The organism is Winogradskyella pulchriflava (assembly GCF_042434315.1).
GTDB lineage: Bacteria > Bacteroidota > Bacteroidia > Flavobacteriales > Flavobacteriaceae > Winogradskyella > Winogradskyella pulchriflava.
Genome location: NZ_JBHLTQ010000005.1, coordinates 491532 through 517646, shown reverse-complemented (window position 1 = coordinate 517646; position 26115 = coordinate 491532). Strand labels below are relative to the sequence as shown.

Annotated in this window: 26 protein-coding genes; all 26 read right to left on the bottom strand. The window is 32.9% G+C overall.

Annotation, left to right across the window (positions count from 1 at the left end):
- Positions 1 to 36 precede the first annotated feature (36 nt).
- Positions 37 to 969 carry a cadherin repeat domain-containing protein gene (locus ACFFGA_RS11690; protein ID WP_386064189.1) on the bottom strand — a complete coding sequence of 311 codons (933 nt, stop codon included), beginning with the start codon at positions 967 to 969 and terminating at the stop codon, positions 37 to 39.
- A 628-nt stretch (positions 970 to 1597) separates the two neighbouring features.
- Entirely contained in the window at positions 1598 to 2146 is a 549-nt protein-coding gene (locus ACFFGA_RS11685; protein WP_386064186.1) for a VOC family protein, read from the bottom strand.
- A gap of 156 nt (positions 2147 to 2302) precedes the next feature.
- Positions 2303 to 2932: a hypothetical protein gene (locus ACFFGA_RS11680; protein WP_386064183.1), complete on the bottom strand. Its 630-nt coding sequence runs from the start codon at positions 2930 to 2932 to the stop codon at positions 2303 to 2305.
- A gap of 161 nt (positions 2933 to 3093) precedes the next feature.
- Positions 3094 to 3597, bottom strand: coding sequence for an Imm63 family immunity protein (locus tag ACFFGA_RS11675; RefSeq protein WP_386064180.1), 504 nt, complete (start codon positions 3595 to 3597; stop codon positions 3094 to 3096).
- A gap of 112 nt (positions 3598 to 3709) precedes the next feature.
- Positions 3710 to 4195, bottom strand: a complete 486-nt coding sequence (locus ACFFGA_RS11670) for a hypothetical protein (RefSeq protein WP_386064177.1) — start codon at positions 4193 to 4195, stop codon at positions 3710 to 3712.
- A 230-nt stretch (positions 4196 to 4425) separates the two neighbouring features.
- Positions 4426 to 5463, bottom strand: a complete 1038-nt coding sequence (locus ACFFGA_RS11665; RefSeq protein ID WP_386064174.1) for an alpha/beta hydrolase-fold protein — start codon at positions 5461 to 5463, stop codon at positions 4426 to 4428.
- A 251-nt stretch (positions 5464 to 5714) separates the two neighbouring features.
- Positions 5715 to 6164: a DUF7832 domain-containing protein gene (locus tag ACFFGA_RS11660; RefSeq protein WP_386064172.1), complete on the bottom strand. Its 450-nt coding sequence runs from the start codon at positions 6162 to 6164 to the stop codon at positions 5715 to 5717.
- Between the two features lie 30 nt (positions 6165 to 6194).
- A complete protein-coding gene (locus ACFFGA_RS11655) occupies positions 6195 to 6731 on the bottom strand; it encodes a hypothetical protein (protein ID WP_386064169.1) in 537 nt (178 codons plus the stop codon).
- Between the two features lie 149 nt (positions 6732 to 6880).
- A complete protein-coding gene (locus tag ACFFGA_RS11650; RefSeq protein WP_386064166.1) occupies positions 6881 to 7279 on the bottom strand; it encodes a hypothetical protein in 399 nt (132 codons plus the stop codon).
- A gap of 175 nt (positions 7280 to 7454) precedes the next feature.
- Complete coding sequence (locus ACFFGA_RS11645) at positions 7455 to 8120, bottom strand: hypothetical protein (RefSeq protein WP_386064163.1); 666 nt, start codon at positions 8118 to 8120, stop codon at positions 7455 to 7457.
- A gap of 164 nt (positions 8121 to 8284) precedes the next feature.
- Complete coding sequence (locus tag ACFFGA_RS11640; protein ID WP_386064160.1) at positions 8285 to 8989, bottom strand: hypothetical protein; 705 nt, start codon at positions 8987 to 8989, stop codon at positions 8285 to 8287.
- A gap of 183 nt (positions 8990 to 9172) precedes the next feature.
- Positions 9173 to 9976: a DUF6090 family protein gene (locus ACFFGA_RS11635; protein ID WP_183490593.1), complete on the bottom strand. Its 804-nt coding sequence runs from the start codon at positions 9974 to 9976 to the stop codon at positions 9173 to 9175.
- Positions 9977 to 10333: 357 nt separating this feature from the next.
- The gene (locus ACFFGA_RS11630; protein ID WP_386064156.1) at positions 10334 to 11461 is read right to left on the bottom strand and encodes a hypothetical protein; all 1128 of its coding nucleotides are present in this window, start codon (positions 11459 to 11461) and stop codon (positions 10334 to 10336) included.
- Positions 11462 to 11785: 324 nt separating this feature from the next.
- Positions 11786 to 12511, bottom strand: a complete 726-nt coding sequence (locus ACFFGA_RS11625; protein ID WP_386064153.1) for a DUF6090 family protein — start codon at positions 12509 to 12511, stop codon at positions 11786 to 11788.
- A 164-nt stretch (positions 12512 to 12675) separates the two neighbouring features.
- Positions 12676 to 13242 carry a DUF4411 family protein gene (locus ACFFGA_RS11620; RefSeq protein ID WP_386064150.1) on the bottom strand — a complete coding sequence of 189 codons (567 nt, stop codon included), beginning with the start codon at positions 13240 to 13242 and terminating at the stop codon, positions 12676 to 12678.
- Positions 13242 to 14339: an ImmA/IrrE family metallo-endopeptidase gene (locus ACFFGA_RS11615; protein ID WP_386064147.1), complete on the bottom strand. Its 1098-nt coding sequence runs from the start codon at positions 14337 to 14339 to the stop codon at positions 13242 to 13244. The genes ACFFGA_RS11620 and ACFFGA_RS11615 overlap by 1 nt, the downstream gene beginning before the upstream one ends.
- A gap of 244 nt (positions 14340 to 14583) precedes the next feature.
- Positions 14584 to 15129: a hypothetical protein gene (locus ACFFGA_RS11610; RefSeq protein WP_386064144.1), complete on the bottom strand. Its 546-nt coding sequence runs from the start codon at positions 15127 to 15129 to the stop codon at positions 14584 to 14586.
- Between the two features lie 557 nt (positions 15130 to 15686).
- On the bottom strand, positions 15687 to 17000 hold the full coding sequence (locus ACFFGA_RS11605; RefSeq protein ID WP_386064141.1) for a DUF3570 domain-containing protein: 1314 nt from the start codon (positions 16998 to 17000) through the stop codon (positions 15687 to 15689).
- Positions 17001 to 17013: 13 nt separating this feature from the next.
- On the bottom strand, positions 17014 to 17226 hold the full coding sequence (locus ACFFGA_RS11600; protein ID WP_386064138.1) for a DUF4266 domain-containing protein: 213 nt from the start codon (positions 17224 to 17226) through the stop codon (positions 17014 to 17016).
- Entirely contained in the window at positions 17223 to 18164 is a 942-nt protein-coding gene (locus ACFFGA_RS11595) for an FAD:protein FMN transferase (protein ID WP_386064135.1), read from the bottom strand. Before ACFFGA_RS11595 ends, ACFFGA_RS11600 begins: the two co-directional genes overlap by 4 nt.
- A gap of 40 nt (positions 18165 to 18204) precedes the next feature.
- On the bottom strand, positions 18205 to 18645 hold the full coding sequence (locus ACFFGA_RS11590) for a thioredoxin family protein (protein WP_386064133.1): 441 nt from the start codon (positions 18643 to 18645) through the stop codon (positions 18205 to 18207).
- Positions 18646 to 19227: 582 nt separating this feature from the next.
- Positions 19228 to 19770 (bottom strand): DUF4287 domain-containing protein, encoded by a 543-nt coding sequence (locus tag ACFFGA_RS11585; protein ID WP_386064130.1) that lies wholly within the window; start codon positions 19768 to 19770, stop codon positions 19228 to 19230.
- A gap of 226 nt (positions 19771 to 19996) precedes the next feature.
- Positions 19997 to 20368: a VOC family protein gene (locus ACFFGA_RS11580; protein ID WP_386064127.1), complete on the bottom strand. Its 372-nt coding sequence runs from the start codon at positions 20366 to 20368 to the stop codon at positions 19997 to 19999.
- Between the two features lie 45 nt (positions 20369 to 20413).
- Positions 20414 to 20773 carry a bleomycin resistance protein gene (locus tag ACFFGA_RS11575; RefSeq protein ID WP_386064125.1) on the bottom strand — a complete coding sequence of 120 codons (360 nt, stop codon included), beginning with the start codon at positions 20771 to 20773 and terminating at the stop codon, positions 20414 to 20416.
- Between the two features lie 12 nt (positions 20774 to 20785).
- Entirely contained in the window at positions 20786 to 23608 is a 2823-nt protein-coding gene (locus ACFFGA_RS11570; RefSeq protein WP_386064122.1) for a M16 family metallopeptidase, read from the bottom strand.
- A 26-nt stretch (positions 23609 to 23634) separates the two neighbouring features.
- Positions 23635 to 26115, bottom strand: a complete 2481-nt coding sequence (locus ACFFGA_RS11565; RefSeq protein ID WP_386064119.1) for a M14 family metallopeptidase — start codon at positions 26113 to 26115, stop codon at positions 23635 to 23637.

Sequence of the window (26115 nt, the reverse complement as noted above, 5' to 3'; positions counted from 1 at the left end):
TCTTTATCAACCAACTAAATAATATATATATTAAAATTAATCCCATTGCTTTACAGTTGTGGTTAGCCCTTGGTATAAGGCAATGCCTGTCCAATTATACGGAAGCTCATTGACATCAAAATCTCCGTATTTAAAATTGAAACCAGAAACTCCACTAAAATACCCAAAGCGTTCTGCACTCACAGCCATATAAGATGTTTCAGGCGTTGGGCTTGAGTTACCTTTGAGAACAAAATAATTTTCACCACTATTGTGCATTGGTACATTGCCTCCAATATTGGTATAACCTTCTGAAACACTTGTCGATGATAGTTTTACCTTGGTGTTAGTAAGGTTATCCCTATTGCAAGTATATTTAAATGCAAATAAATAGTTTTGTTGTGCTATAGTGGCACCATTATCGTTAGCATAGGTATAATAATTGCTATCGTAAGATATTTGGTTGTTTCTATTGTATTGCGAATCCGTAGAACCACATTTTGTTACATCGAATAAATTGTTTGCCAAATGGTTATATTCTCCTTCGGTTATGGCAATCCAATCTCCTGCTGAGGCGTTTGCATAATTATCTCTAGAGCTGTTAAGAAAAAACCAAATATCATCCATGTTGTTAAGGTTTACAATAATGATTTTGTTTTCCGAATCCGTTCCATTAGACACAGATACTGTTGCTGTAATTATCGGATTGATTTCGTAATCATAAACCTGCCAAGCTGCCACGCGTAATTCACCTGAGTTTGAATCTAGTGTAAATGCTTGAGAAATGGATTCAGAAGTTAAACTATAGCTAACATCACCTGAAAGACTAGTAGTTATCGTAGTTACTAGATGTCCACTCGAAGGGTTTTCGTTAATACTTATTTCAATGGTATCGTTAGAAGAGGGATTATCGCTGTCGTCTGTACTGCTACAGGAAACAATAGTAGTTAGCAGTACAATAAGGGTAAAAAAACTAATTAAATTTTTCATAATGTTTGTGTTTTGTGGTTTTTAATTTAGTTTTCGTAGCGACTTGCAGCTGGAAGTCTGCAGCCATATCCAGTGCAAGGCACCACAAAACTGGTTTGCCATTAATTAATGACAACACAAACTTATAGCTACACTAGGTTGAAGAATAAAATACATCGTGGACATAAAGTGGACAGTCTGTTAGAAATACGCGGACAAAAGGTAGACGCTTTTGGTTAATAAGTTGAATATCAGTATTTTAAATGTATTAATCAAAGACTCCAAACATTGTGCTAAAAGACGAGTCAGGATTATAAAAGGCAATAGTCATCCATATAATCAGCTTCTTATAACCAATCAATTACTTAGTTGTTTTTCAATTTCAGTCAGCGTTTTTTGTCTAATATTTCGAAAAAAATATAATTGTTTATTGGTTGGTCATAATGAAGACAATGGTAGGTGTATGGTTAATTACCTGTTTTAGTAATTAATTTAGTAAACAAAAAACGAATGCGAGAAAATTCCGGAGGTGTTTTTCCAATAAATAACGACCAAAACAATTATTTACACATGTTGTTTGCAATTGGCTTTTTTTTCATTTAGAACTCCGTTTAGTCTTAAATTCTAGATTATTCCAATTTGCAATATCCTATTGTAAGTTTAGTTGCCACGAAACTCCAAATTGGTCTTCTACAAATCCAAATTTTTGGCTAAAGCCATAATTATTTAATGGCATCATTATTTTTCCGTTTTCAGATAGTTTTTCAAAGAGGTTTTCAAGTTCAATTTCATTTTCACATTCAATGTAGTTAGAAACTGCAGGTGTGAAATCCCAATCGTGAATGGGAGGACTGTCGCTGCACATAAATAGGTTTCCGTTTAAATTAAACGTGGCATGCATAATTTTTCCTTCTTCAACTGGTCCTTCTTTTCCCCAACGTTGTACATTGATAATTTTGGAATTATCGAACAATTCCACATAAAAGTTCATAGCTTGTTCTGCATTGCTCTTTTGAAATGTTAGAAACGTAGTAATTTGTTGTTTCATTTTAGGTTTATCTTTGATTAGTATTTTTTTTAGACTATCATTTTCAGTCTGTAACCTCTCAATTTGTACAGCCGTATTTTTGTCGGATTTAAAATCTGAACAACTACTTGTCGTTAAGATTAAAATTAAAATATAAATCGCTTTTTTCATATAGATTGGTTTCAAATTTTGCTAACGTGTTCGTGTTATGATGAGTTACGGAAAAGGACATAAGTCATTTTCCGTTAAGTTACTAAGTTAATTAAATTTAAGGATTTTTGGGCAGGTAAATCATTAGCAATTAATTATATACGTTGTTTTGCAACGTTATTTTTCCCAAACTATCAAAATTCCTTGCGTAAATCCATATCCATAGCCACCACCACCAACTTCATGAACTCCATATGAAATATAAGAACTTCCAGACTGTATTCCTTCAATTTGTTTTATAGACCAACCATTATTATTCATATCTTTAATTATACTGTTGAGTTCATTTAAATCGTCAATTTCAATTCTTTCATGTAAATTGGTCTGTTCGACTAGCCTTTTGCTTTTTTCATATCTCTTAAAACGATTGTTGTATTCTTTTTGCAAGATTAATTCGTTAAGCTCTTCTAAATTAAATTCTGAAGCAATTTTGATATGAAGGCGTTGTTTTACAGGGTTGTTGTTTAATTCCGACTTTAATAATCGTTCGTCAATATTATTAATATCAAGACTATTTTTATCTTTTATCGATAATTCAGTTATAAACGCCTTCTTTATCTGACTATATTTATCTAGAGTTAGGTTTTCGTTTTTGCTTAAAGTTCTATGTTTTCTATTAGGTTTACTATCTAAATAGTTTTGTAGTTCTTCTAGAGTTTCTTTTGTATTAACTTGTTCATTTCTCAGATCCTGGTCGAAATAAGATTTTGAGTTAGAAAATCTAAAAAAGGTAATTTTATTTGTCATTTGTGATTTTACGATAATGTTGCACGATGGTCTCGTATAACCGTCAGTTACGGGATTAAAGTTAATGTTTTTCGGTTTAGTACTGATGTTATCAATTCCGAGTGAATTTGGACGTAGTCATATGCGCCGTAATTGCCGTTATACATTGTTCTGTAACGTATTTATTCAGGATATTTTTCATAAGCGAGTTTATCAATTTCAGCTTCAGAAAATCCTTTTGCTCTCAATTCTCCGCAGTATGTTGCTCTTAATCCAGCTAAATCATCAAATGGACTATTTACAAGAATAGATAGGTGTTCTTTCCTTTCTTTTTCCTCCCATTTTTTATCCAAAATTCCGAGTAATTCTTCCTGTTTTTCGAATATTATTCTTCTACAATCTTTATCCTCAACTCTGTTTTTTAATTCATAGTCACAAGCCATTGAAAAAGACACAGAAGAAAATATCCAGTATAGTAATTCATTCAAGTCAGAAGTCAATTTCCTTTCATATTCATTTCCTCGTTCCGAAATCACATAATTATAAAGACCTGAATTATCAACTTCAATATTCGGTGTTGCATCTCCAATTGGTGAGCTAAATGTCGGAAGTAAATAGCTTGGTGCATTTATCTTTTCAGCCAATTGATTTACTATGGTTTGTATTTCAGTTATGGTTTTTGTCATGTGTTGCAAGATGGTCTCGACTATGAGTAGTTGTTTGTTTTAGCAACTAATTTAGCAAACTAATAACAGATAGAAAATTCTAGCGGAATTTTTGTAAGTAGGCGAGTATTAACTATGAATAAAACAAATTATTGCTTACAGTTTTTACCTGCTTAATGCGTTTAATAAAAAATCCCAAATTCCGTATAATATTTTTTTTTGAAGTCGGTAACGGTTTTTCTTGATTAGGGTCTTCTAACCAATATCCACAAACGTTGCAAATTATTTCATTTTTATAAGTTGCTCGTCCACCAATTCCGTCCCAAGTTGCTACTTCGTCTCCAATTCCAATTCCACCACCAGTGTTTGTCCATTCCACTTTGTCTTTTCGGATTTTGTCAGAATAACAACGTGGACATCTTTTTCTGTCGTCATTTAATTTTGACTTCGGGTTTTCCAAAATCAATCGGTCAATTTTTGATTCATTCAGGTTTCTTTCAACGAGATATTCTTTTATTTCTAATTGAGTATCTTTCATATAAGTCTGAAGCTTGAACTTTGTAAAATATGCTAATTCATAGTCATCTAATTCAGTCAGAAAGTTTTTTACTCTGCTCATATTTTAAATTGTGTACAACGGTTGTTATAAGAATAGTAGCCGACTACAGAAATCGAAATTTTTATGTAATAATTAAATTCTATGCGTGCTTAAGCTTTCATATTTCCTACTATCTCAGCTATTATTTTTATCCTTTGTTTAGGTAGTTATTTTGTTCTTTTTAACGCTTCTATTTCTTTAAGGAAGTTTATTCGATCAGATTCTGAAACGGATTCATCCTTATTTATGAGTTAAATAGCTTTGTTGAGGTATTGATTTCCTTTGTCAATCTTTTTTTGAGTCATATAGATTTCTCCTATCCAACTATAGTAGCTAAAATTTTTTGGATCCTTTTCTACTGCCTTCAGCAGAATTTCTAGCGTAAAATTCAGATTGTTGTTACCGTATATATTGTCGTAATCATTGTAATATTCCGAAGCAATACTATTGAAAAATAACTCAGATGGTTGGATTTTTAAACCTAGGTCAGAGGATATGGATGAATATAAATCTTCAAATTCTTCCCATGGCACTTTATTTCTCGATTCTTTTGCAAGATCAAAACAGATGTCTATTCTCCTACCGTAGTTTTTAAAAATTTCACTTAAAGCTTTATTCACGGTTACACCTGGTGTAAGATCGTGTGCTACTTTATGTTTAAAGTATTTCCATTCCAAATTATCGGGTAATGCTTTGGATGTTAAATACATGTTTAAAGTATCTACTGCCGATTCATGTAAATCTCCATAGGATTCTTCTCCTACAGAAAAGTAGTAATAGTAATTATGGGAACTAGATGGAATCTTATTCAAGAAATCTTCAAACTGTGCTTGCTGTAGTTTATCTCCAAAATCGAAATTTGAAACACTATTGGCTATTGCTCCATTAAAAAAATCAGGACTTTTGGACAGCGCGTAAGATGAAAATATGGCTGTACGTGAATGCCCTATCAATAGATTAAAATCTGAAATAGGGTATTTCTTCTTCAGTTCATTATTCAATTCCTGCTCAATAAATTGTATTAAATCATCGGCTTGTCCTCCGTTGATATTAGGATTGGTCCACGAATTTCTATTTTTCCAAGAAAAGGTAATCCCAACAATTATAGCCTCAGGCATCCATTGTAAAGTACTTAAGTAGTCTATTGTGTATAGATTGTATTTGTAATTACTCTGCAGCTGTTTGTCTAACAAATAAATAATAGGATATTCTGTGTTTGTGTTGTTTTTTAGTTGTTTTGGTAGGGTTATCTCCAGACTTATAGAGTCGTTTAGTGCCTCTGAATACATCTTTGTTTTAATAGGACTTTCGTACGAAGAGAAGTCTTGAGCCTGTGACCAAAAAGTAATAGTCAATAGCGAAAAAAATAAACAATAAAATCTCATATATTATTTAATCTTCATTTAATTACGTACAACGTGTTTGTGTTTGGTTTGTTGCGTGGTTTAGCAAGTACACACCAAGCTAAAAATCCTTGCGGATTTTTAAGAAATAGGCGAGAACAAGCAATTACTTGTAACCATTGTTGTACACCGTTTTTTTATTTCCAAAACTCCCAAAATTTCTTGTTTTTACGAGAGTTCCATTTTTTAAATCTTTGGTCTAATTTTTCTTTAATTAGAGAATAATTTTGTCGATTGTCATTAACTTCATAAATACTGTCCAATTCGTTTGCCAAAACCTTGTTATAATCTCCGAAATATTTGTCACTTGAGTAATAACTTTCGGTAAATTCAAGTCCAATTTCATTTAATTGTTCATTCCAAAATTTTCCATCACAATAATCGAATAGAAAATCTCTTCCTGTAATTTTTCCAGATTTTACTTTTTCAATCCCATCTTTTGATTCAATCAAATGAAATTCACTTATTAGCTCATTTTCAATTATCCAATTTAAGTACATACCAATATGAGTACCTCCATTTTCCTCTGGAAGGTTTTCAGGAAAATCATTTCCGTAATGCCAATCAGCTCTGTCAATACTTGCCATTAGTTAGTTTTAAATCTTATGAAACGCTTTTTATTCTATTTTAAACGATTTAATTATGTTTTCAAGCTCACACAATTCCTTTTTACCGTATTTGTTTTTTGAAACTGCAAGGTTCAAAGTATAGAATAAATCATCTGTTGGATGCTCAACTGTCACATATATTCCAATTATTGGAATCGTATCGAATTTTTCTTCTACTAGATTCCAAATCGCTTTTTTTTCAAAAACGTCTGTAATTCCATTCTCAATTACTTCATACTTACTTTCAATATCTTTTTGTTGCTCCGCAAGTGTCATCCAAGGTTTTGCTTTTCCCATTTCTGTAAGTCCGAAATATTTAAAAGCATTTTCTTCAAAAATTCCAGCACTTATTCCATTATCAGTAATTTCTGGATTCCAGTTATTGCTTGGTAATTTAATTGAATATCTATGTTCCATTCCAAACAAAGTAACATCACTATCTAAATTGATTTTTTTACATTCGCAATCATTTAGAAATTCCGATTTTTCAGAACAAGAAATCAGAAATAAAATTCCAAAAATTAATAATGAGATTTTGTTTTTCATCAAATGTTGTACAACGTGTTTGTGTTTGGTTTGTTGCGTGGTTTAAGCACCTAATTTAGCAAATAAAACCGAATAGAAAGTTCGCGAGGATTTTCGTAAGTAGGCTAGAACCAGCCATTAATTATACAAGTTGTTTTATACAGTTTAGCTTATTCAAAAGTATACTCAATTGATCCCACTTGATTTTCTTGAGTAATTGTGAAAACCTCACTTTTTACAGATTGATTATCAACTAAAATTTTTAACTCTATTTCTTCGCCAATTGTAAATGACTGAGTTTGAAATTGGACTTTTAAATAAGTTCCAATGTTTACTTCTTGTTGTGCATAGGTATATGAAAAAGGTAAGGTTTCTAGATGATCTTCAGAATCATTATCTATTGTTGTTGCTAGGACTTGTAAATTTCCACCAGTATTAGCTAGAGCTTCAAATTTAATGTTTACTGTTTGAGGGTAATTGCTTCCACCTGAATCATCATCACTAGAGGATGAACATGAATTTAGAGTTAGAAAAGATAATGTGATTACAAATAATAAGACTTTTTTCATTCAATTAGTATTTTAATTATTAATAGGTTAAAATTGTGTACAACGGTTACGGCTATGAGTAGTTGCGTGGTTTAGCACGTAATTTAGCAAATAAAAACCGAATAGAAAATCCGCGAGGATTTTTGTAAGAAGGTTAGAACTAGCAATAAATTATATACGTTATTGCCAGTAGTTTTTATTTTTCCACTTTATTATTTTTCATTATCATTTTAATGTCCGAATACAAATACATTCCGCAAATTCCGATTCCAAATAAGGTTAAAAAGATGCTTTTTATTCCATTCGAAAATAAGCTCCAAGCACAAATAGTTATTACAAAAATCGCAAAAGGATAAGTAAATAATCTTATCAGGATATTTTTCAGCGACCATTCATTTTCAGGTGCTTTTTTCTCAATTTCAATATCCAAAATCTCGTATATTTCCTCAAGTTGATTTTTCCTTTCCATTTTGTAAATCTTTCGAGAAACCCAAGCTACTAAAAAGACGAAAACAGCAATTATCGTAATCCATTGCCAATTATCAATTGGATTAAATTCAGTCGGATTGTTAGGGAAAATCAAATACAGAAACCATAAAGAGGCAATTCCAATCAGAGTTTTTCCAACAGGATTCATCTTATCCGTTATGTTTGTCAGATGATTATTAGCATTAAATTCGAATATAAAAATCGAATAGAAAGTCAGATTCCACATATTTTGGCTCCATACTTTTATTTCATTCCGATTTATTTCTCCTTTCGCTCGCATATCACCTGAAAAGATATTCCAAAAGTGATTAAGAAAACTGTCTTTTTTTCTTAATTCAATTAGTTCTTCAACATCTTTTTTTGTGACTTCCATTCGGTTTGGTCAAATTACTGGCAACGGTTTTGTGGATGGTTAGTTGCGTGTTTAAGTACCTAATTTAGCAAATAAAAACCGAATAGAAAATCCGCGAGGATTTTCGTAAGTAGGCTCGTAGCAAGCAATTAATTTTATACGTTGTTAGGTGGCGTTTTTTATATTCAGTTATTAATTTTTCCGTTTATTTCATTCGAGTAAATTTTGTTGTCTCCAAGTCGAAATCTCACTCTAAATTTTGTTTTATTCGTTCCATAATTTTGTCTCAAAGCAGAAATTGCAATTTGATTTGGTGGAAGATAAAATTCAGTCAAACCTGTTCCACAATCATATATAAATTGTCTCTCAACTTGTTTCCAATTACCAATCGAGTCTTTCACTTCTGTTAGCATAGGTAATACATCTCCAAATCCGATACTCAAAGTGTCAGAACTTTGGTTTTTAATAAAAATAGGATATGACTTTTTATTTACGCGATGTTCAGGTGCTTTATAATATTCCCATATCCACATTGGAAATCCGATTGTTTTTGTTGTGTCAATGAATATATTTAAGTCTGTAGCCTTTGGGCTTCTATATTTTCCCCAATCAGTATCCTCAATTCTATGTCCGATTTTTGAGGTTTTGTAGCATAATTCAATTGAGTCCGCTATTTGTCCAATATAAACCGGTGAAAATTGAGATTCCCTTCTTTTTGAAATAGTGTCAAGAATTAATTCATTGTCAAAATTGTCATAAAGGATTAAGTCCGAATACGGTTCACTGATTTGTTTTTTTAGTTCAGTTTTGGCAATTCCGTTATTCTCCTTTTTGTTTTGGCAAGAAGTTAAAATCAGAAGTAGTAATATGATGTTTACAAGATGTTTCATTCAAATGACACCTAACGTGTTGTGTATGATTTCGTTGTGTAGGCTAGGACTAAATTAATAAAAGAAAACTGACCAGAGGAAAATTCCGCAGGAATTTTCCGAGTACACACGAACCGAACAATGAATTATACACGTTGTTGTGCTTTCGTTATTTAAATAATTTGTTTGATTTTTCGAAAGACCTTAATCATCGGCTCTGTTCTCTATTTCCAATGCAATTAAATCATTTAATTCTCTGACATCGCTTTCTAATTTTTTGAAAGCACTTAATTGTCTATGATAATTATCGCTTAATACGTCTAAATTATTCATAACAAGTTTGTTATCAATCATATTTGATATAGAGTTTTTCAAAGCGCTCATTGCGTTTTCAAAATCTTTTTTAGCGAATTTTATATCTACATATTCAGAAAAAACAGGACTTAAAGGCGCAAAATCTTTGGCATTATAAAGACCTTCTGAATGCTGCATAATACGTTTGTGAGTAGTTTCAGATGTTTTGTCCCAATTTATTATCGACGTATAATTATTGTTCAATGCAATTAGTTTTATTTTAATGGAATCATTTTTTATGATGTCTAAATTCCCACTACTCAACATTTCTGAAAATGTGTCTTGTGTTGGATTAATATTATTCCACGTTACAGCGAATTTCAAATTCTCTGCTAATTTTATATAGTCAATGGTATCTTTTTGTTTATTAAAATTAAGAGCTATTGTATTTTGTATATGCTGCACTTGAGTTTTACGTCTTGTGTGAGTGTCTTTCCATAGAATTTCGTTTTTATTTAAATCAACTAATAATCGTTTTAAGTAACTTATTTCAACTTTTCGTTGTTTACTTCTTTCATTGCTGTTGTTAATTTGCAATGCTATTAGTATTCCAATAACAACAAGAATGATTTCTCCAACTGCATAAATCAAATACTTACTGAATTTATTTTCAGAGAGTAATTTTTGTCTAATTTTTCTAAAGAATTTTATCATTGGTTAGTTCTTTCTCTAAAGTTAGAATAATTTTTTTATTCCGTAAGAGTGAGAAATAATGAAGCACAACGTCCGCGCAGCTATGCGCAGTTTTTCGAAGTTGAAAATAGTGAAACATTTTCACTTTGTGAAATTGCGTATAGCTGACTGTTCTGCGGCGTCCTCGCCGAAGGGCAGGCAACGTAGCTGCGCGGACGTTCGGCGGTATTTGGTCCGATAGGACCGGATGCCGCCGAACGTGTTTGTATATGGTTTGTTGCGTGGTTAAGCACCTAATTTAGTAAATAAAAACCGAATAGAAAATCTGCGAGGATTTTCGTAAGTAGGCTAGAACCAAGCAATAAATTATATACGGTGTTACCTGTTGTTATTTCTCAAATATTCCTTAACTCCATCGTAGTAAAAATTCGGCTTTCTATTCCCGAAAAATGATTTATATCTGTTTTCTGCAAATGCCCATTCATAACCTGAAACAGGCTTATCATATTTCGATAATACTACGTCAATTTCAACGTTGTCTTTTACCATTCTTGATAACAACTGGCGAAGTTCAAAATCTGCTTGTGGTAATGAATACCCAATGAAAACAATTTTATCAGCCTCGGCAAGTTCAACACCTGCATTTTGCCAAATTAGTTTTATTTGAAAATTATTTAAGTCTTTTAAAAAAGTAGGCATAAGAAGATTACTTCTTAATTTTAAAGAATTGTTGTTATTTTCAGTATAATTCTTTTTACAATGTCTGCAATGTTGATTGTGAAAAACAATATCTCCAGCAATTTTTTCGTAAAACTTAACAAATACTCTTTGGCATTTTGGACAATGTAGCCAATTCATTGAGCCGTGTAATTTTAAAAGTTTGACATTAAACTTTCCTTTTCCCAAAGCGTAAAGTCCAGGTTTTATTGAATGGTCATATTTATCTAATGAGCTTACATAGCAACAATAGTCAACAACTCCTTCAAAATCTTCATTAGGTTTCTTTAAATTCTTTAATTTTCTTTGTAATGAATTATCTAATAAAATATCCCAGTTTGTTGTCAAAACAGAAACTTCGTCTAATTGAGGATTATCAATTTTAGGCTGTGTTTTTTTTATAAGAAAATCTGCAAATTCATCTATATAGCCAGTATCTGCAACTTTTAGTTTTTCACGTAAAGCAACTATTATTAAATTATAAATTACTTCACGAATTTCAATTAATTTTTTAGGCTCAATTGAGCGATACGAAGCATTTTCTATTATACATCTATCTATTGGTGTAAAGATGTCTTCAAGTGCTACATCTTTCAAGTCATCTTTGTCTGTTAGTAGTTGTCTTTCCAGAAACTCCTCAAATTTTTCAAAATACTGCTGAAGAATTTTGTTGTCAGTATATAAGCGAGTAGCTTTTAAATCAAAAATTGCTTTTGTTAATCCTGCTTGTGTTGGTGCTCCAGCAGGTATGCTAAATCCTGCTCCTAAAATGTAAACTGTTTTACTCATAGTTGGTTTTTCTTAATAACAGGTAACGTCCGCGCAGCTATGCGCAGTTTTGCGAAGTTGAAAATAGTGAAACATTTTCACTTTGTGAAATTGCGTATAGCTGACTGTTCTGCGGCGTCCTCGCCGAAGGGCAGGCAGCGTAGCTGCGCGGACGTTCGGCGGTATTTGGTCCGATAGGACCGGATGCCGCCGAACGTCTCCGGCTATGAGTAGTTGCGTGGGTTAGCACATAACTTTGCAAGTACACACCAAACTGAAAATCCGTTAGGATTTTCAGAAGTAGGCGAGAACAAGCAATTACATATAGCCATTGTTGTGCTTTCGTTATTTTTTTATTTCTGATTCGATTGCGATATTAACTTTTTTAAGAAATTCCAATAAATCATTCTCTTCTTCCAATCCTGATTGCCTAACAGTTGTAATGAAATCAACCCAAAAAATAAATTCAGGATTACGAAAAGATTTTTTGTTGTCCCTTGAGAGCTTGTTATAATCAATTATTTCTTTTTTTGATGCAATCATTGGCCAATAATATTCTCCTCTTAATTTTTCTATAACTTTAGTATCTTCATCTGCGTCAATAATAAATTCATTTATTGATGATAACATATATCTAATTTCTTTATTCTGTATTAAGTTAATTCTCCCTGAATTTATTACTGAATTCAAAATTCCAAGTTTAGGGTCATAGGTATAATTATAATTCATAACAATTAAGATAGACTGCAAGCTATCATTGGAAATACTATTTAGCTTATTAGTGTCAGTTATCATTGATTTAATTTCCTTTCCTGCAACCAAAGATTTTTCGTGTTCAGCTATTATTATTTCCAGTGCTTTTATATTAGATTTTATCTCTGTATTTAAATCAAAAAGAGCTTCTTTTTCAGAATCAGAGTCAATTCTTTTTTTGTTCCAATTACTAACTTGCAACGCAATTAAAATTCCAATAACTACGAGTATAATTTCTCCAATTGCGTAAATCAGATACTTACTGAATTTGTTTTCAGTTAGCATTTTTTGTCTAATTTTTCTAAAGAATTTTATCATTGGTTAATGGTTGGCTATAATGAAGCACAACGTGTTTGTGTATGATTTCGTTGCGTGTTTCAGCAACTAATTTAGCAAATACAAACTGAATAGAAAATCCGCGAGGATTTTCGCAAGTAAGCCTTTACTAGCAATGAATTATACACGTTGTTGTACGCTGGCTTTTACTTAAATTCAATGTCAATGCCTTGGTAGATTTTTAGTAAATCAGGTAAGGTCATAACTTTAATATCAAGCATTTTACAAATAGAAGGTATCTTTTTAAATGCTTTGTGGTCATTTCCATTTTCAGATTCCTCCGTAACAATTGCTATTTCTTCTTTTTCATTTTTCTTAATCAATGCAAGTATTATCATTCTAGCGTCTGCTGTCTCTAGAAATTCTTTTTTACGTTCTTCAAATTCTGCATCATTAAGTCTTCTAGATAATGGTGTTCTGAAGTTGTCATTTAATAGATTGTAAAATTTCTTCGTCGAAGGTGGAAGTAAATCTTTTGTTTTTAAAGGAACTTTAAAGTCTTTTTTGAAATCTTTATCTTTTAAATAATCTAAAGATTTTAAAACTAAACCTTGTGTAGTGTATGCACATTCCTGATAAACAGCATCTATAATAATTAAATTCCCGTTTTCAATTTCAGATTTTATGAAATCAAATAATTTTGTTTTTTGGTCAAATGGTAAGTAATAACGAACCAAGGACAGTAAGGAACTTGTATCTATTATTACTTTCATCAAATGTATTTATCTAATTTTTCGGGTTTGATATTAAGTTTTTTACAAACTTCATATTCGTTTAGTACACCTTCATAATAAGCAGTTTGAATTGTTGATAAGAACAAAGGTGAAGGTATTGGTTTTGCGACAGAACCTCTTTGTTTAATTCCTTGTTCTTTTAATAATTCTTTTTCTCGTTCTTTTTCTTCTTGCCTTTGTCTAAAAATTTCTTCAAATTCTTCTCTGACTAAATTATAGTTAGACTTTGATATTTTACCTTGATAAAGAAGTCTGGTGAAAAGTGATAACTGACTTAAATGAGTGTGTTGAGAAACTTTCTCAATAAAGTCGTGATGATAATCATTGCTTGATGATGCTTTTTCTAATGAATCTAATGTTTTAGAGTAATTACCTGCTAGAAAGAAAAAAGCAAAATCATTACACCATCTTTCTATTGCCGAAAGATTTTTATTGTAAACACTATAATTTATTTCTTCAATTTCTTCTTCATCAAGTAAGTAATGACCTAATTCGTGAGCAAGAGTAAATATCTCTCTAGAAAAAGATTGATGTCTTTTAAGGACAATCATATTTGGTTTCAGATAAAATCCATCAATATTTGCTTTCTCTTTTTTATTCCAAGTCTCTATAAATTCAAAAACCATTATGTTTTTGGTAGCCAATGAAGAAATTAAAGCTTTTAAAAAATTACGTCTGTTTTTATCGAACCTAGGATATAAAGCTTTTCGAGCTTTTAAAGCTATTTCTCTTGGATTATCTGAAATAGAATATTTTTTTATTTGTCTTTTAAAATCTAAATCTGAAAGTTTTGCAATTGCCGAAAGTGAAAGTTTTAACTCTTCGAATTGGTTTACAATTTTTATAGCACCTAGATTAAGCTCATCGTTTTGAAAATTTTGCTTTCTAAAGAATACACTCGCTTCTTTTGATTTTTCTGGTGCTTTTGGGTCAAGATAATAGTGAAGCCCTTTTTCAAAAATTTTGTCAATTCTTTTTAAGTAAGATACTTGAATTTCTTTACCAAACACATCTTCTTTAGTAATTGGGTTTTTAAGTCCACTACTAATTTTTTGCAAGAAGTCTTGTACGTCCATTCTGTACATTTCTAGCAAATGTCTAATTCGTGATATGTTATGTTCTACTTTCAATATAGTTTTTAAAACTTTTGTTCAAAGTTACGATTTCTTTTCAGCTTGCGTACAACGTCTCCGTGTATGGTTAGTTGCGTGGTTTGGTTACTAATTTAGCAAACTTGGACGAACCTGAGAAAATTCCAACGGAATTTTCGTGATAAGCAAATAACCAGCAATTAATTATACACAATGTTGCCAGTAGTTTTTATTCAGATATAAATTTTTCAAATTCCGATTTATTTATTTTCTGTTCTATTCTTGGTTGTTCAAACTTCAGTCGTCCATTTTCCGAAACGGAAACAACTTTATTATTAGGCTTCTCGATAAAATATTCGAACGTGTCAATGGTAAAGTCATATTCCGACCATACGTAAATTCCTTCTTTGTTTTCGTTTTTATAATAGTCGTTTTCCGATTTCACGTTTAGAATTCCGTATTTGATTATTTTCTTAAAATGTCTATCAGACTTATCATCATTCCACCACGAAACAGTGTATTGGTCAGAATCATATTTTCTGTTCTCCCAAGTATTCCCAATTTTTGGTACTCCGAGTTTTTCTCGTTCCGAATTAAACTCAATTCCGTGATTTTTATTGAATGGTATTACTAATTCATAGATTGCGTTCAAACCTATTAGAAAACCAACATACACAAGTCCTTTAAATATTCCTTTTCCTAAAGTTTTAATTGAGAAAGTAAATTCTTTTGGGTCTTTTTTGTAGTCATAATAATATGCGATTCCAATTGGCACAATTATTAATATTATTATCAAAATTCCGTAAATCATTCGTGGTCTCTTAAATTACTGGCAACGTCCGCGCAGCTATGCGCAGTTTTGCGAAGTTGAAAATAGTGAAACATTTTCACTTTGTGAAATTGCGTATAGCTGACTGTTCTGCGGCGTCCTCGCCGAAGGGCAGGCAGCGTAGCTGCGCGGACGTTCGGCGGTATTTGGTCCGATAGGACCGGATGCCGCCGAACGGTCTTGTATATGGCTCGTAGCGTGCAAATTATCAATATTTTTTCGGTTTAGCACGAGCCGAATTTTTTAATTTTCTTATTACTTTTTCTTTTCAATAAGCCAAATTAAAAAATTTGGCGGACTTCGCAAATACGCCTTGATTTTGATTAAGCAACTAATTAGCTATGAGCTATATACGTTGTTGTGCATAGTGCTTTTTCCGTCCTGCTTGGTTTTCCGATGCTTCTTATTTAGTTAAGATTGAGCGTTGGCAAGACATACTCTTTTACAGTTTTGGTGGTGCGTTGGCTTGAGCGACTGTAAATGTGTATGGCTTTAGCGTTGGATTAATCCATTACAAACTTAAATCCTGCTGTTATAATACTAGAACTAAAAGATGTATCTCTATCGTACTGATAAAATTTTAAATCAATACTTTTTAAACCTAGTTTCCAAATATGTGCCTTTGCGAAAATATCTGTATAAGACACGCCAAACCCAAATTGATTAGCAGAATATTCGGAAAGGTCATAATCAGACGTATAAAACTCATCGGTAGATAACGCACTTTCGTATGGTCTAAAATAATCAGCTGCTGTTTGGTTGTAAAATCTATACGATGGATACAACGTAAATTTATTTGTTATCTTAATTGGCACTTCAATACTTGCGGTATGCGAGGTAATTCCCCAATCATCAAAATAATAGCGATAGAATGTTCTTACTGTAAATGTTTCATTTAAATACCAATTTAAACGTCCACCAGCTGCTACTTTAAATCTTGAATCTGGCAAACGCTCAACTGCATCGGCAAGTTGAAAATTATCTATAAATGAATCTGCTACATCACTAAAATACACGCGTTGAAATGGTGTAGATAATAAACCTTGTTGTTGCACAAAATCTAATGCTAACGAACCTTGTACATTCTTATGAAGAATTTGAGAGAATCCGAAACCTAAAGAATAAGAATTACGCCCTTCATCTTTAAACTCACTAAATCTAGGATTGTAATTTGTGTTTCCTGTAATTGTGTTTTGAGTAAATAAACTATTGTTTAAACCATTTCCATTTTCTCCAAACGGTCTTAATTCAGTTGGGTATATTGCATTCCAAGTATCGATGTAAACATTTGCGTTTACGCTTAATTCTGTGTTCTTTTCGTTTAATAATTTGGTGTAGCTACCTCCAACACCAGCTGAAAAGTAATCGTATTCTGATGAAATAGATATTTTTGCAGACCAAATATCATTTCTATCGTCAGAGCTATGGCTATAACTACCTGTTAAATTTACCCAAAGGTCACTACTTGATGCACCAGAAGATGCTTGAAAAGGGTCTGCTGGCCCATCATCAAATGGCCCAACGTTACTTGATGATGCTGATGTGTATGCAGAAACTCCTGCATCAATGGTTAATACGTCATCATCATTTAGTGGGATTGAAACGACAAAAGTTCCTGTAATATCTGTTAATTCTTCAGTGCCTATTCCTCCACTTACCGCAGCGTTATCTCCATCTTGAGAGTAATAACTTGTTAGAAAATCTACTTCTGTAGTTTCTAATACACGTTTTTTATAAACTTTGGTTGAGTCTTGTGTTGCTTGCGAATATGATTTAGCAAAAGCAAATACGCAGAATATTAAAATTATTTTTTTCAAATTTCTTGTTTTATTAATTACAGCCGCAGCCTCCACCAGTTTTTCCTCCATTTGCTCCTACAGCTGCTTCACGATAGGAATGCATAGTGGAAACATTTCTGTCACATTTCTTATCTGCCAATGCCATATCTGGGTCATTTATATTTACTTTTTCGTATTCTTTAACCACAACACAACTACTAAAACAAGTTGTTATTAATGCAGTGCATATCAACTTTTTAATCATAATTTATCTATTTCTATATTCTTTGATTTCGTAATATTTCCTTTATCATCTATGATAATACATTCTATTTTTGGTAATTGATTAATGCGGTCTAAACCAGCTTCTTTTCCCATAACAAACACTGAAGTTGCTAGTGCATCTGCCAATTCTGCTTTTGGCGCAAATACGGTTACACTTATAATTCCGGTAGAAGGATATCCAGTTCTTGGGTCAATAATATGTGTGTATCGTTTACCATTAAAGTTTACATATTTTTCATAATTTCCAGAAGTAACTACAGCTCCATTTGTAATAGGTAGTAATGCAAAGACTTTATTTTTATCCATTGGGTTTGTGATGGCTACTTTCCATTCATTTCCATTGGGTTGTTTTCCCCAAGTATTCATATCGCCAGAAGCATTAATAATTCCAGAGCTTACACCTTTTGAAATAAGAAGTGTTTTTGCCTTATCAGCTGCGTATCCTTTTCCAATAGCACCAAAACCAATTTTCATTCCTTCTAATTTAAGAAATACAGTACTATTCTGTTTATCTAAAACAATATTTTGATAGCCAACTTTTTCTACAGAAGCAATTATTTCCTCTTTTGAAGGCATTTTGGTCATACTGCCATCAAACTTCCAAATTTTGTCCATTGAAGCATAACTAATGTCAAAAGCACCATCAGTTAATTTTGAAATGCCTATTGCTCTTTCAATTAAATCAAACAATTCTTTGTCAACTTTCACAGGTTTAATTCCTGCATTGCGATTAATCTCGGATGTTTGAGAATTATCATCCCAAGATGAAATTAAATTTTCAATTCTTGATATTTCTGTGACAGCAGTATCAATATATTTGTTTGCTTGTATAGAATCGTTTGCCACAACAGTAATATCAAATCGACTACCCATTAGTTTGAGTGTTCTCTTATATGGTTGTTGTGCTGAACAAGCCATTATTGAGAATAAAAATAATAATGTGATTAGATGTTTCAAATTACTTTGTAAAAGCGTTTAATTCTTTAATATAATTTTCTGGTGTAGTTTTTTTGTAACTACTTTCTCCTAATACTTTGCCATTAGAGTCTAGTACCACAACAAAAGGAAAAAATCCTTGCTTATTGTATTTTTCAGCAAGTAATGCGTTCGCTTTTGTTTGTTTTTCTGATAATGTGTTTTTCTTTCTTCTCGGAAAATCTGCCTTTAGCATAACATAATTATCTTTTGCGTACTTTTTGAAAGCTTCTGTACTCCAAATCTCACGGTCTAGTTTAATACAAGGTGCACACCAATCGGAACCTTGAAACACTAAAATAATGGGCTTACTTTCTTTAGTTGCAATTTCTTTAGCCACATTAATATCTGTTTGCCATTCTTGAGCCATTGTTGTGCTTACACTTACAAACATTACAAATAATATTACAATTATTTTTTTCATTTTTACTTTTACTTTATATTCATAAATCTATAGTCTACAATTAGACCAATACCTATCAACGAATGTTTTATTTTTTTGTTATATGAATAGCTCATTTTTTTAGTTGAATATTAGAGTCAATTCGAGCGTTGGCAAGAAACAGCTCTTTTATTTTTTTAGCAATGGCTTTAGTGTCGGCAAAAAAATAAATGTGCTGTTTGTGCGTTGGCTTTTTTAGTTCATATGTTCAATTTTAGCTGGATTTCCGCATTATGCACAACGTCCGCGCAGCTATGCGCAGTTTTGCGAAGTTGAAAATAGTGAAACATTTTCACTTTGTGAAATTGCGTATAGCTGACTGTTCTGCGGCGTCCTCGCCGAAGGGCAGGCAGCGTAGCTGCGCGGACGTTCGGCGGTATTTGGTCCGATAGGACCGGATGCCGCCGAACGTTAGTATATGTAAACTTAGCATTTTTTGTAACGATATACAACGTAAATAGGTAGGTTATAGACACTTATTTGGCAATTACGCCATAACCTCTCAGCTAAGCGTTATGTCACACTTTTATAGATTTTATAAAAAAATTGTTGCTAATTCTAGTTCTATTCAGCTTTTTCGTAAGCCTCTTGCATCCAACGCACCAGTTCCTCGTCCACATCATTAACCGAAGTAATTTGAACACGATGTGTACACATGGTACCAAAAGGACCAGAATCACCAAGTCGGTTTGTAGTTGGTTTATTGGGTAGTTTTAAACCTAAATCTATACGTGTTTTGGTTGCAGGCTTTATTAATACAAACTGACGTTTTCTAATAACGCTAACACTGCCTTTTTTTGGTGTTATAGTTACGTCATTACCAAAACTTTTAACTATTGGCAGGAGTTTTTCGTAGATAGGAAATAGAGCTTCTTTGCCTTTATATTGATTGGTAACTAAGTCTTCATCAGAGTTGTTTGCCTCCTTAGATAAAAGTACAATGGTATTGGCAAAGCCATGAGTGACTCCGTGTTCTTTTTTTAGAAAATTGACAGCTTCAGAATGTTTGGCAAAGGCTTTTGTTTTTAAAATTTTCTTCCAGTCTTCTAAAGACTTACCTGTTTTTTCAGGCATGTTGTTAATCATGGTTTGTAGTGCGTCGCTCATAAATAGTGTGTTTTAATAATTGTGTCATTCCGTACTTGATTCAGAATCTATAATATATCTTTCTATTTGGATTCTTGCCTTGCATCTCCGCTAAAGCTATAGCGACACACAGACTTAAGAATTACAAAAATTAATTTTAGTCTATAGTTTTTAAACCTGTTAGGTGTTTGCTTTGGTTTTAATGTAAAATGTAAGCAAAACTCTGTTCAAAATAGTTGACCTTAAACTAAATATGTTGATCTATTAAGATGGCATTACCATCTGGATCTAAAAGCACAAAGCTTGCAGGTCCTGAAGTGGCTTCATCGGCTTCATGTTCTAATTTAATGTCATTTGATTTTAAATGTTTCTGAATTTCACGGACATCATCAAATTTAGATAGTGTATTAGCATCTTGATCCCAACCTGGATTGAAGGTTAAGATGTTATTTTCAAACATACCTTGAAACAAACCAATTAAGGAAGATTCGTTTTTCATAATAAGGTAGTTTTTTTCTAAATCACCAGCAAAAACTTTAAAACCTAAAGTTTCGTAAAATGCTTTTGAGGCTTTTATGTCTTTTACAGCAAGACTTACTGAGAATGCTCCGAGTTTCATAATACGTCTGTTTTAGTTAGCATTTAAAGATACTAAAACTAAGCTTTATAACACGTCTTGTCCAAAAGTCAGCAAATTAGTATCAGGATCGAGCAAAGAAAATTCTTTTTGTCCCCAAGGTTTTATATCTAATTTTCCGTTTGGGTGAATAGCTACATTTTTGTCTAATAAATCTTGGTATAGTTTATCAATATTATCAGTTCTTATGTAAACTTGACCGTAATTCTCTTTTGGATTTAAATCTTTAAATTCAAAAAAATGAATCTCGATGTTGTCCTTTTTTAGCATTAAATACCCATCATAATCTACACTGCCCAGTTGTTGAAAGCCTAACTGATTAATGTAATAATCCTTGGTTATGGCTTTATTCCGCATTGGTAGCTTTGGATGAATTGCAGTGAGCATTAAAAAATAGTTTTAATTCAACAAAACAGGCTTCCCAAAACCTAAACCTTCAAGTTTTTCTAATTGTGTTTTTGCATCACCCACAATTAAATATATCATTTGGTTCGGTTTTATATAATGCTCTATTAAGGCTTTTACATCATCTACAGTAAGATCTTTTACAATGGTTTCGCGTTGCTTTGCATAATCGTCTGCAAAACCATAATTACTGATGTTTGTAAGCATATTGAGTTTAGCTCCTAAGGTTTCAAAGGCTCTGGCATTACTTTTTATGGTATAACCCTTTGTGACTTCTAGATCTTCTGCACTATAGTTTTTACCATAATCCTCTAAAATCTGTTTCACTAAGCTCGAAGCTTCATAAGTAACATTGGTACGTATGCCACTGCTTATTCTAAAATAGCCTTCATGAGCTGTGCCATTAAATGCCGACCTTATGCCATACGTATAACCTTTGCTTTCTCTTAATTCTTGAGTTAATTGCGATGCAAAACCACCTCCACCTAGACGATAATTCATCACTGTAGCTGGATAATAATCCTTATGCGTAGCCTTAAGTGCTGGATAACCAAAACTAATTACGGATTGTTTAGCGTCTGGCACGTCGTAAAAATAGACGGTTGATTTTTCAGGATACAATGGCATTGGTAATTCTGGCAACACAACATCTCTTGCTTTCCATTTGGTATTGATGGTTTCTAAGGCTTTAACAACACTTGCTTCTGAAATAGCACCCACAACATGCATGTTGGTTAGTTTTGGCGAGAGGTTAGTGTTATAGTAATTCTGTAAATCTGCTATAGAAATACGTTCTACAGAGCTTTCAGTTCCTCTATTGTTATAGGCTAATATGTTGTTTTCTCCATATAGTAATTTAGCGAATTCATTAGAAGCGATACTATTAGGATTCGCTTTACTACGTTGAATACCACTAATGGTACTTTGTTTTAGCAAATCGAATTCTTTTTCGTCCCAACGTGGTTCTAATAAAATTTCTGAGACCAATGCCATTGTTGCATCAAAATGCTTTGAAAGGGTAGTGCCAGAAATTGTAATGTTATCCTCTGAAGCTCTAGCATTAATTGATGCTCCGATGCTTTCTATGGCATTTTCTAATTCTTCTGGTGTTTTGCTTTTGGTGCCTTTGGTCATGAGATTGGCCAAAAGGTTAGAAACACCAACTTTGTCCTTGTTTTCGAGTAATAAGCCACCAGCAATCTGCATTTCAAATTGTACTAATGGCACTTCATCATTCTCAATACCAAACACCTTAATGCCAGAATCTAGCTCGCGTTTCCATACTTGTGGAATGGTTAGCTCTGGACTTTCTCCATAAGGTGGCTCAACACTTCTATCAAAACTACTAGGTGTTTTTTCGTAAGTGGCAGCTATGCTTGGGTCAAAAGCTTCCTCTGCACCTTCAATAATTTTTTCTTCAACCACATTAGCCAATTGCGAGTTTTCTAAAACCAAATTTATTTGACCTTTAGGTACAAAGCTTGTGGCTATATAATTTTTGCCTTTTACATAAGTATTGTAAACGCGCATAACATCTTCTGGTGTTACGGCTAAAATGTTCTTTACATCTTGGTTGATAAATCCAGGATCGCCTGCAAAAATCTCGTATTGCGCCAGTTGAAATCCTTTGCCCAATACACTTGAAAGCCCATTGTAAAACTGTGTTTCTTGTCCGGCTTTAATACGATTTAAATCCGTTTCAGAAATACCATTCATTTCAAATTCCTTGAAGCCATCATTGATAGCTGAAGCCACTGTGTTTAAATCCACTTTGTCAAATGCGGTAACACTAAGCATTAATTGTCCTGCAATTTCTGATGAATATTGATACATACTTACATCACTAGTAAGTTGTTGGTCTTCCACTAAAACCTTGTGTAATGGTGCTTTTTTACCTTCAGTTAAATATTGCGATAAAACACTCAAAGCATAAGAATCTGGATGGTACTCATAAACTGCTGGCCAAGTCATGGTCAACCTTGGTGCACGTGCAAAATTATCTTCGTAGAATAAGCGTTTAGACGATTTTAGGATTACAGGTTGTTTTTCAATTTTTGGAATGTCTTCACCTCTTGGAATTTCATCAAAGTACTTTTTTACCCAAGCTTTAGTTTGCTCTACATCTATATCTCCAGCAATGGTTAAAGTTACATTATTTGGCACATACCAACGTCTGTAAAATTCTTTAACATCCTCTAAAGTGGCATTTTGTAAATCTTCTAAGGAACCTATGACTTCCCAACTATAAGGATGACCTTCAGGATATAGATTGCTGTTTATTACTGCAGAATTATGTCCGTAAGGCTGATTGTCCACACGCTGGCGTTTCTCGTTTTTTACCACTTGTTTTTCTTTGGCTAAAACAGGCTCAGTAACTGTATTGATAAAGAAGCCTAGTTTATCAGCTTCTGCCCAAATCATTTTTTCAAGAGCATCTTTTGGTACGGTTTGAAAGTAGTTGGTACGATCTCTACTCGTAGAACCATTGGCACCAGAACCACCAATACGAGCACTCATTTGGTCGAGTCCGCCTTTGCCTAAGTTTTCAGATTCCAAAAACAATAGATGCTCAAATAAATGAGCGAAACCTGTACGACCTTCTTTTTCTCTTGCAGAACCCACATGTGCCGTTAAAGCCACAGCAGCAACAGGATCTGATTTATCTACATGAAGAATAACTTGTAAGCCGTTATCTAAAGTGAATTTTTCGTAATCGACTTTAAATTCTTTGGTTTCCGTTTTGGCTTCGTTTTGTTTGCAGGATGCAATAGTGCATACAAGAACTAAGCTTAAGATGAGTGATTTAAAATGTTTCATAATATGATTTTTTGATTGATGTTGCATTAAAGTTCAAAAGCATTGTTATTCACAAAGAAAACAGCGTTGACCAAAAACAGTTTTCCATTTTCCCAAAAACTTCTAAATAAGGTGTTGTCCACCATATAGATAAAACTACCGCTTCCCATTCGTTCTTCTCCAAATACTAACGTTTGGTTGAGGTTGCTTAGTGCGTCCTTACCAGCAAAACCAGAATAGACTTTTGTGTCATCTAAATGTGCAACATTATAACCGCTTTCCAATAAACTATAAGCAGAGCTGCCTAGTTTTAATGTAAAATAGTCATCGCCATAGCCAAATGCCATAGGATGGGTTTTATCTACTTTAGTTTTAAAAATGGCACCAGTTATAAGTTGGTTGGTATATTCACGTTCGCGATCTGCGTAAGACGTTAAATTATCGTCTTTTTCATCATTTTCAGTGTCTTTATATTTTAGACTGAATCCTTCTTTACCAGCAAAACTTCTCAAAGCTCCATCAATAGCAATGACTTTTCCGCCAGCGCGAACCCAATCTTTTAGTTTGGTCATATTGCTTTCATTTAACACGCTTCCATAATAACCATCCGGAATAATGAGTACATTGAATTTATCCAAATTAGTTCTACTAAAATTATCAGTGTTTATGGAGGTTAAAGGATAGTGTAATTGTTGTTCAAAGAAATGCCAAATAGCGCCATAACTTAGTGATGACGTACCTTCGCCAGACAATACAGCAACTTTTTGTTTGTTAATTAATTTAATATCTGGTGAACCAACATCTGGTGTGGTTTGTGAGAATCCAGAATTAATTTGTGTTAAAGGTTGTGCATGTTCTTGTGCAATGGTGTTGAGTTTTGTAACAAACTGTTCAATATGTTTATTGTCTCCTTTAGTTATGATTAAAGAACCACGTTCAAAATTAGAGCCATTAGATGTAAAAGGTTTTTCTGTAAAGCGAACTTTGAATTTTTGTTTTAATAATTCGGCTAGAAACTGAGCGTCTTTAAGTGAATTCCATTTGCTTACATAACCATAAGCATCATTTAAAGTTTGTAAGGCTTTTTTCTCCAATAACTTAGAACTCGGAACTTTAGTAGTACTTGCAATAGCATCCAAGCCATAGGCATAAGGTACAGACCAAGCCGTAATATCGTAGGTCAACGAATCTGAAAGTTTTGCGTTTGGTTCAAACAACACTTTTACCATTTTTCCTTTTGGCTGATTGGAGTGTACTACTAAGTCAAAATAGGAAACATTCATATTACCTTGCAATCCTGTTTTATAATTGTAACCAGAAACCGATTTAGCAGTTGGGTTTTCAAAAGCAATTTCATGTTTACTCAATAGTGTTTTTAAGCTATTGATTTTATCAGCATTTCCTGAAACCACATAGCTCTTATATTTTAAGTTGGAATTATCAAAGAACTTAGCAAATTCAGAATTTAATTTTGAAGCATTTTTTGAAGCAATTTCAACTGTTGAAAGTCCAGTTGTGGTATGATGGGTTAACCGTTCTACTAAAGTTAGTACATGACCTTCATCATTCAAAATACCTAATCCAGCCATACCATGACCACCTTGTTCGTAAGTCATACCAATCGCTCCCATATACGTTGGATACGTATCTCCGTAACTCGGGTAAAACAAATCGAAACGCTCTCTGGTGAAAAATAACCAACCTTCGGCATCAAAATATTTGGCGTGATTTTTTCCTATTTGAGTCTGAAAATCGCGTTGCCAATCGCTAATAATTTCATGAAATGGTTCCGCTGCTGGCGCAAAATAATAAGGCTCATTTATGCCTTGCTCATGAAAATCGACATGAATATGTGGCATCCATTTGTTATAGACTTTTAAACGTTGTTGTGTTTCTACTTGTGTAGCCCAAGCCCAATCTCTATTTAAATCAAAGAGATAATGGTTTGGTCGTCCTCCAGGCCAAGGTTCGTTGTGCTCGCTTGCATTTCGGTCAATATCATATGGCTGACTAGCCGTTTCGTTATACCAGTTTACGTAGCGATCTCTTCCGTCAGGATTAATTGATGGGTCAATGATGACAACCGTATTTTTTAATAAATCTTTGCGTTCTGTAAGTAGTTTATACAAAGTAAGCATTGCGGCTTCTGTACTCGATGCTTCATTACCATGAACGTTATAACTTAACCAAACAATAGCAATATCTGTAGCCGTAGGTGTGCCTTCTAACAAGCCTGTATTTTTTAGATTGTTTTCACGAATTGTCTCAAGGTTTTTAATGTTTTCTTCGCTCGATACATAAGCCAAATACAAAGCTCTACGCTCATTAGTTTTGCCATATTCCTCAAGTTTTACTTGGTTAGGTACTGCATTTGCAACAGATTTAAAATAATCGATAACTTGATGATGACGACTAAATTGTGTGCCAATTTCATAGCCTAAAAAGTCGCTTGGAGACTGAATGTTTTGTGCAGATGTTAAGGTTAAGCTACCAAGAGCGACCAACAGAACTAAAACTAATTTTTGCAT

Coding starts and splice junctions, on each gene's coding strand:
- ACFFGA_RS11690 (WP_386064189.1), bottom strand. CDS start 969: ATGAAAAATTTAATTAGTTTTTTTACCCTTATTGTACTGCTAACTACT.
- ACFFGA_RS11685 (WP_386064186.1), bottom strand. CDS start 2,146: ATGAAAAAAGCGATTTATATTTTAATTTTAATCTTAACGACAAGTAGT.
- ACFFGA_RS11680 (WP_386064183.1), bottom strand. CDS start 2,932: ATGACAAATAAAATTACCTTTTTTAGATTTTCTAACTCAAAATCTTAT.
- ACFFGA_RS11675 (WP_386064180.1), bottom strand. CDS start 3,597: ATGACAAAAACCATAACTGAAATACAAACCATAGTAAATCAATTGGCT.
- ACFFGA_RS11670 (WP_386064177.1), bottom strand. CDS start 4,195: ATGAGCAGAGTAAAAAACTTTCTGACTGAATTAGATGACTATGAATTA.
- ACFFGA_RS11665 (WP_386064174.1), bottom strand. CDS start 5,463: ATGTATTCAGAGGCACTAAACGACTCTATAAGTCTGGAGATAACCCTA.
- ACFFGA_RS11660 (WP_386064172.1), bottom strand. CDS start 6,164: ATGGCAAGTATTGACAGAGCTGATTGGCATTACGGAAATGATTTTCCT.
- ACFFGA_RS11655 (WP_386064169.1), bottom strand. CDS start 6,731: ATGAAAAACAAAATCTCATTATTAATTTTTGGAATTTTATTTCTGATT.
- ACFFGA_RS11650 (WP_386064166.1), bottom strand. CDS start 7,279: ATGAAAAAAGTCTTATTATTTGTAATCACATTATCTTTTCTAACTCTA.
- ACFFGA_RS11645 (WP_386064163.1), bottom strand. CDS start 8,120: ATGGAAGTCACAAAAAAAGATGTTGAAGAACTAATTGAATTAAGAAAA.
- ACFFGA_RS11640 (WP_386064160.1), bottom strand. CDS start 8,989: ATGAAACATCTTGTAAACATCATATTACTACTTCTGATTTTAACTTCT.
- ACFFGA_RS11635 (WP_183490593.1), bottom strand. CDS start 9,976: ATGATAAAATTCTTTAGAAAAATTAGACAAAAATTACTCTCTGAAAAT.
- ACFFGA_RS11630 (WP_386064156.1), bottom strand. CDS start 11,461: ATGAGTAAAACAGTTTACATTTTAGGAGCAGGATTTAGCATACCTGCT.
- ACFFGA_RS11625 (WP_386064153.1), bottom strand. CDS start 12,511: ATGATAAAATTCTTTAGAAAAATTAGACAAAAAATGCTAACTGAAAAC.
- ACFFGA_RS11620 (WP_386064150.1), bottom strand. CDS start 13,242: ATGAAAGTAATAATAGATACAAGTTCCTTACTGTCCTTGGTTCGTTAT.
- ACFFGA_RS11615 (WP_386064147.1), bottom strand. CDS start 14,339: ATGGACGTACAAGACTTCTTGCAAAAAATTAGTAGTGGACTTAAAAAC.
- ACFFGA_RS11600 (WP_386064138.1), bottom strand. CDS start 17,226: ATGATTAAAAAGTTGATATGCACTGCATTAATAACAACTTGTTTTAGT.
- ACFFGA_RS11595 (WP_386064135.1), bottom strand. CDS start 18,164: ATGGCTTGTTCAGCACAACAACCATATAAGAGAACACTCAAACTAATG.
- ACFFGA_RS11590 (WP_386064133.1), bottom strand. CDS start 18,645: ATGAAAAAAATAATTGTAATATTATTTGTAATGTTTGTAAGTGTAAGC.
- ACFFGA_RS11585 (WP_386064130.1), bottom strand. CDS start 19,770: ATGAGCGACGCACTACAAACCATGATTAACAACATGCCTGAAAAAACA.
- ACFFGA_RS11580 (WP_386064127.1), bottom strand. CDS start 20,368: ATGAAACTCGGAGCATTCTCAGTAAGTCTTGCTGTAAAAGACATAAAA.
- ACFFGA_RS11575 (WP_386064125.1), bottom strand. CDS start 20,773: ATGCTCACTGCAATTCATCCAAAGCTACCAATGCGGAATAAAGCCATA.
- ACFFGA_RS11570 (WP_386064122.1), bottom strand. CDS start 23,608: ATGAAACATTTTAAATCACTCATCTTAAGCTTAGTTCTTGTATGCACT.
- ACFFGA_RS11565 (WP_386064119.1), bottom strand. CDS start 26,115: ATGCAAAAATTAGTTTTAGTTCTGTTGGTCGCTCTTGGTAGCTTAACC.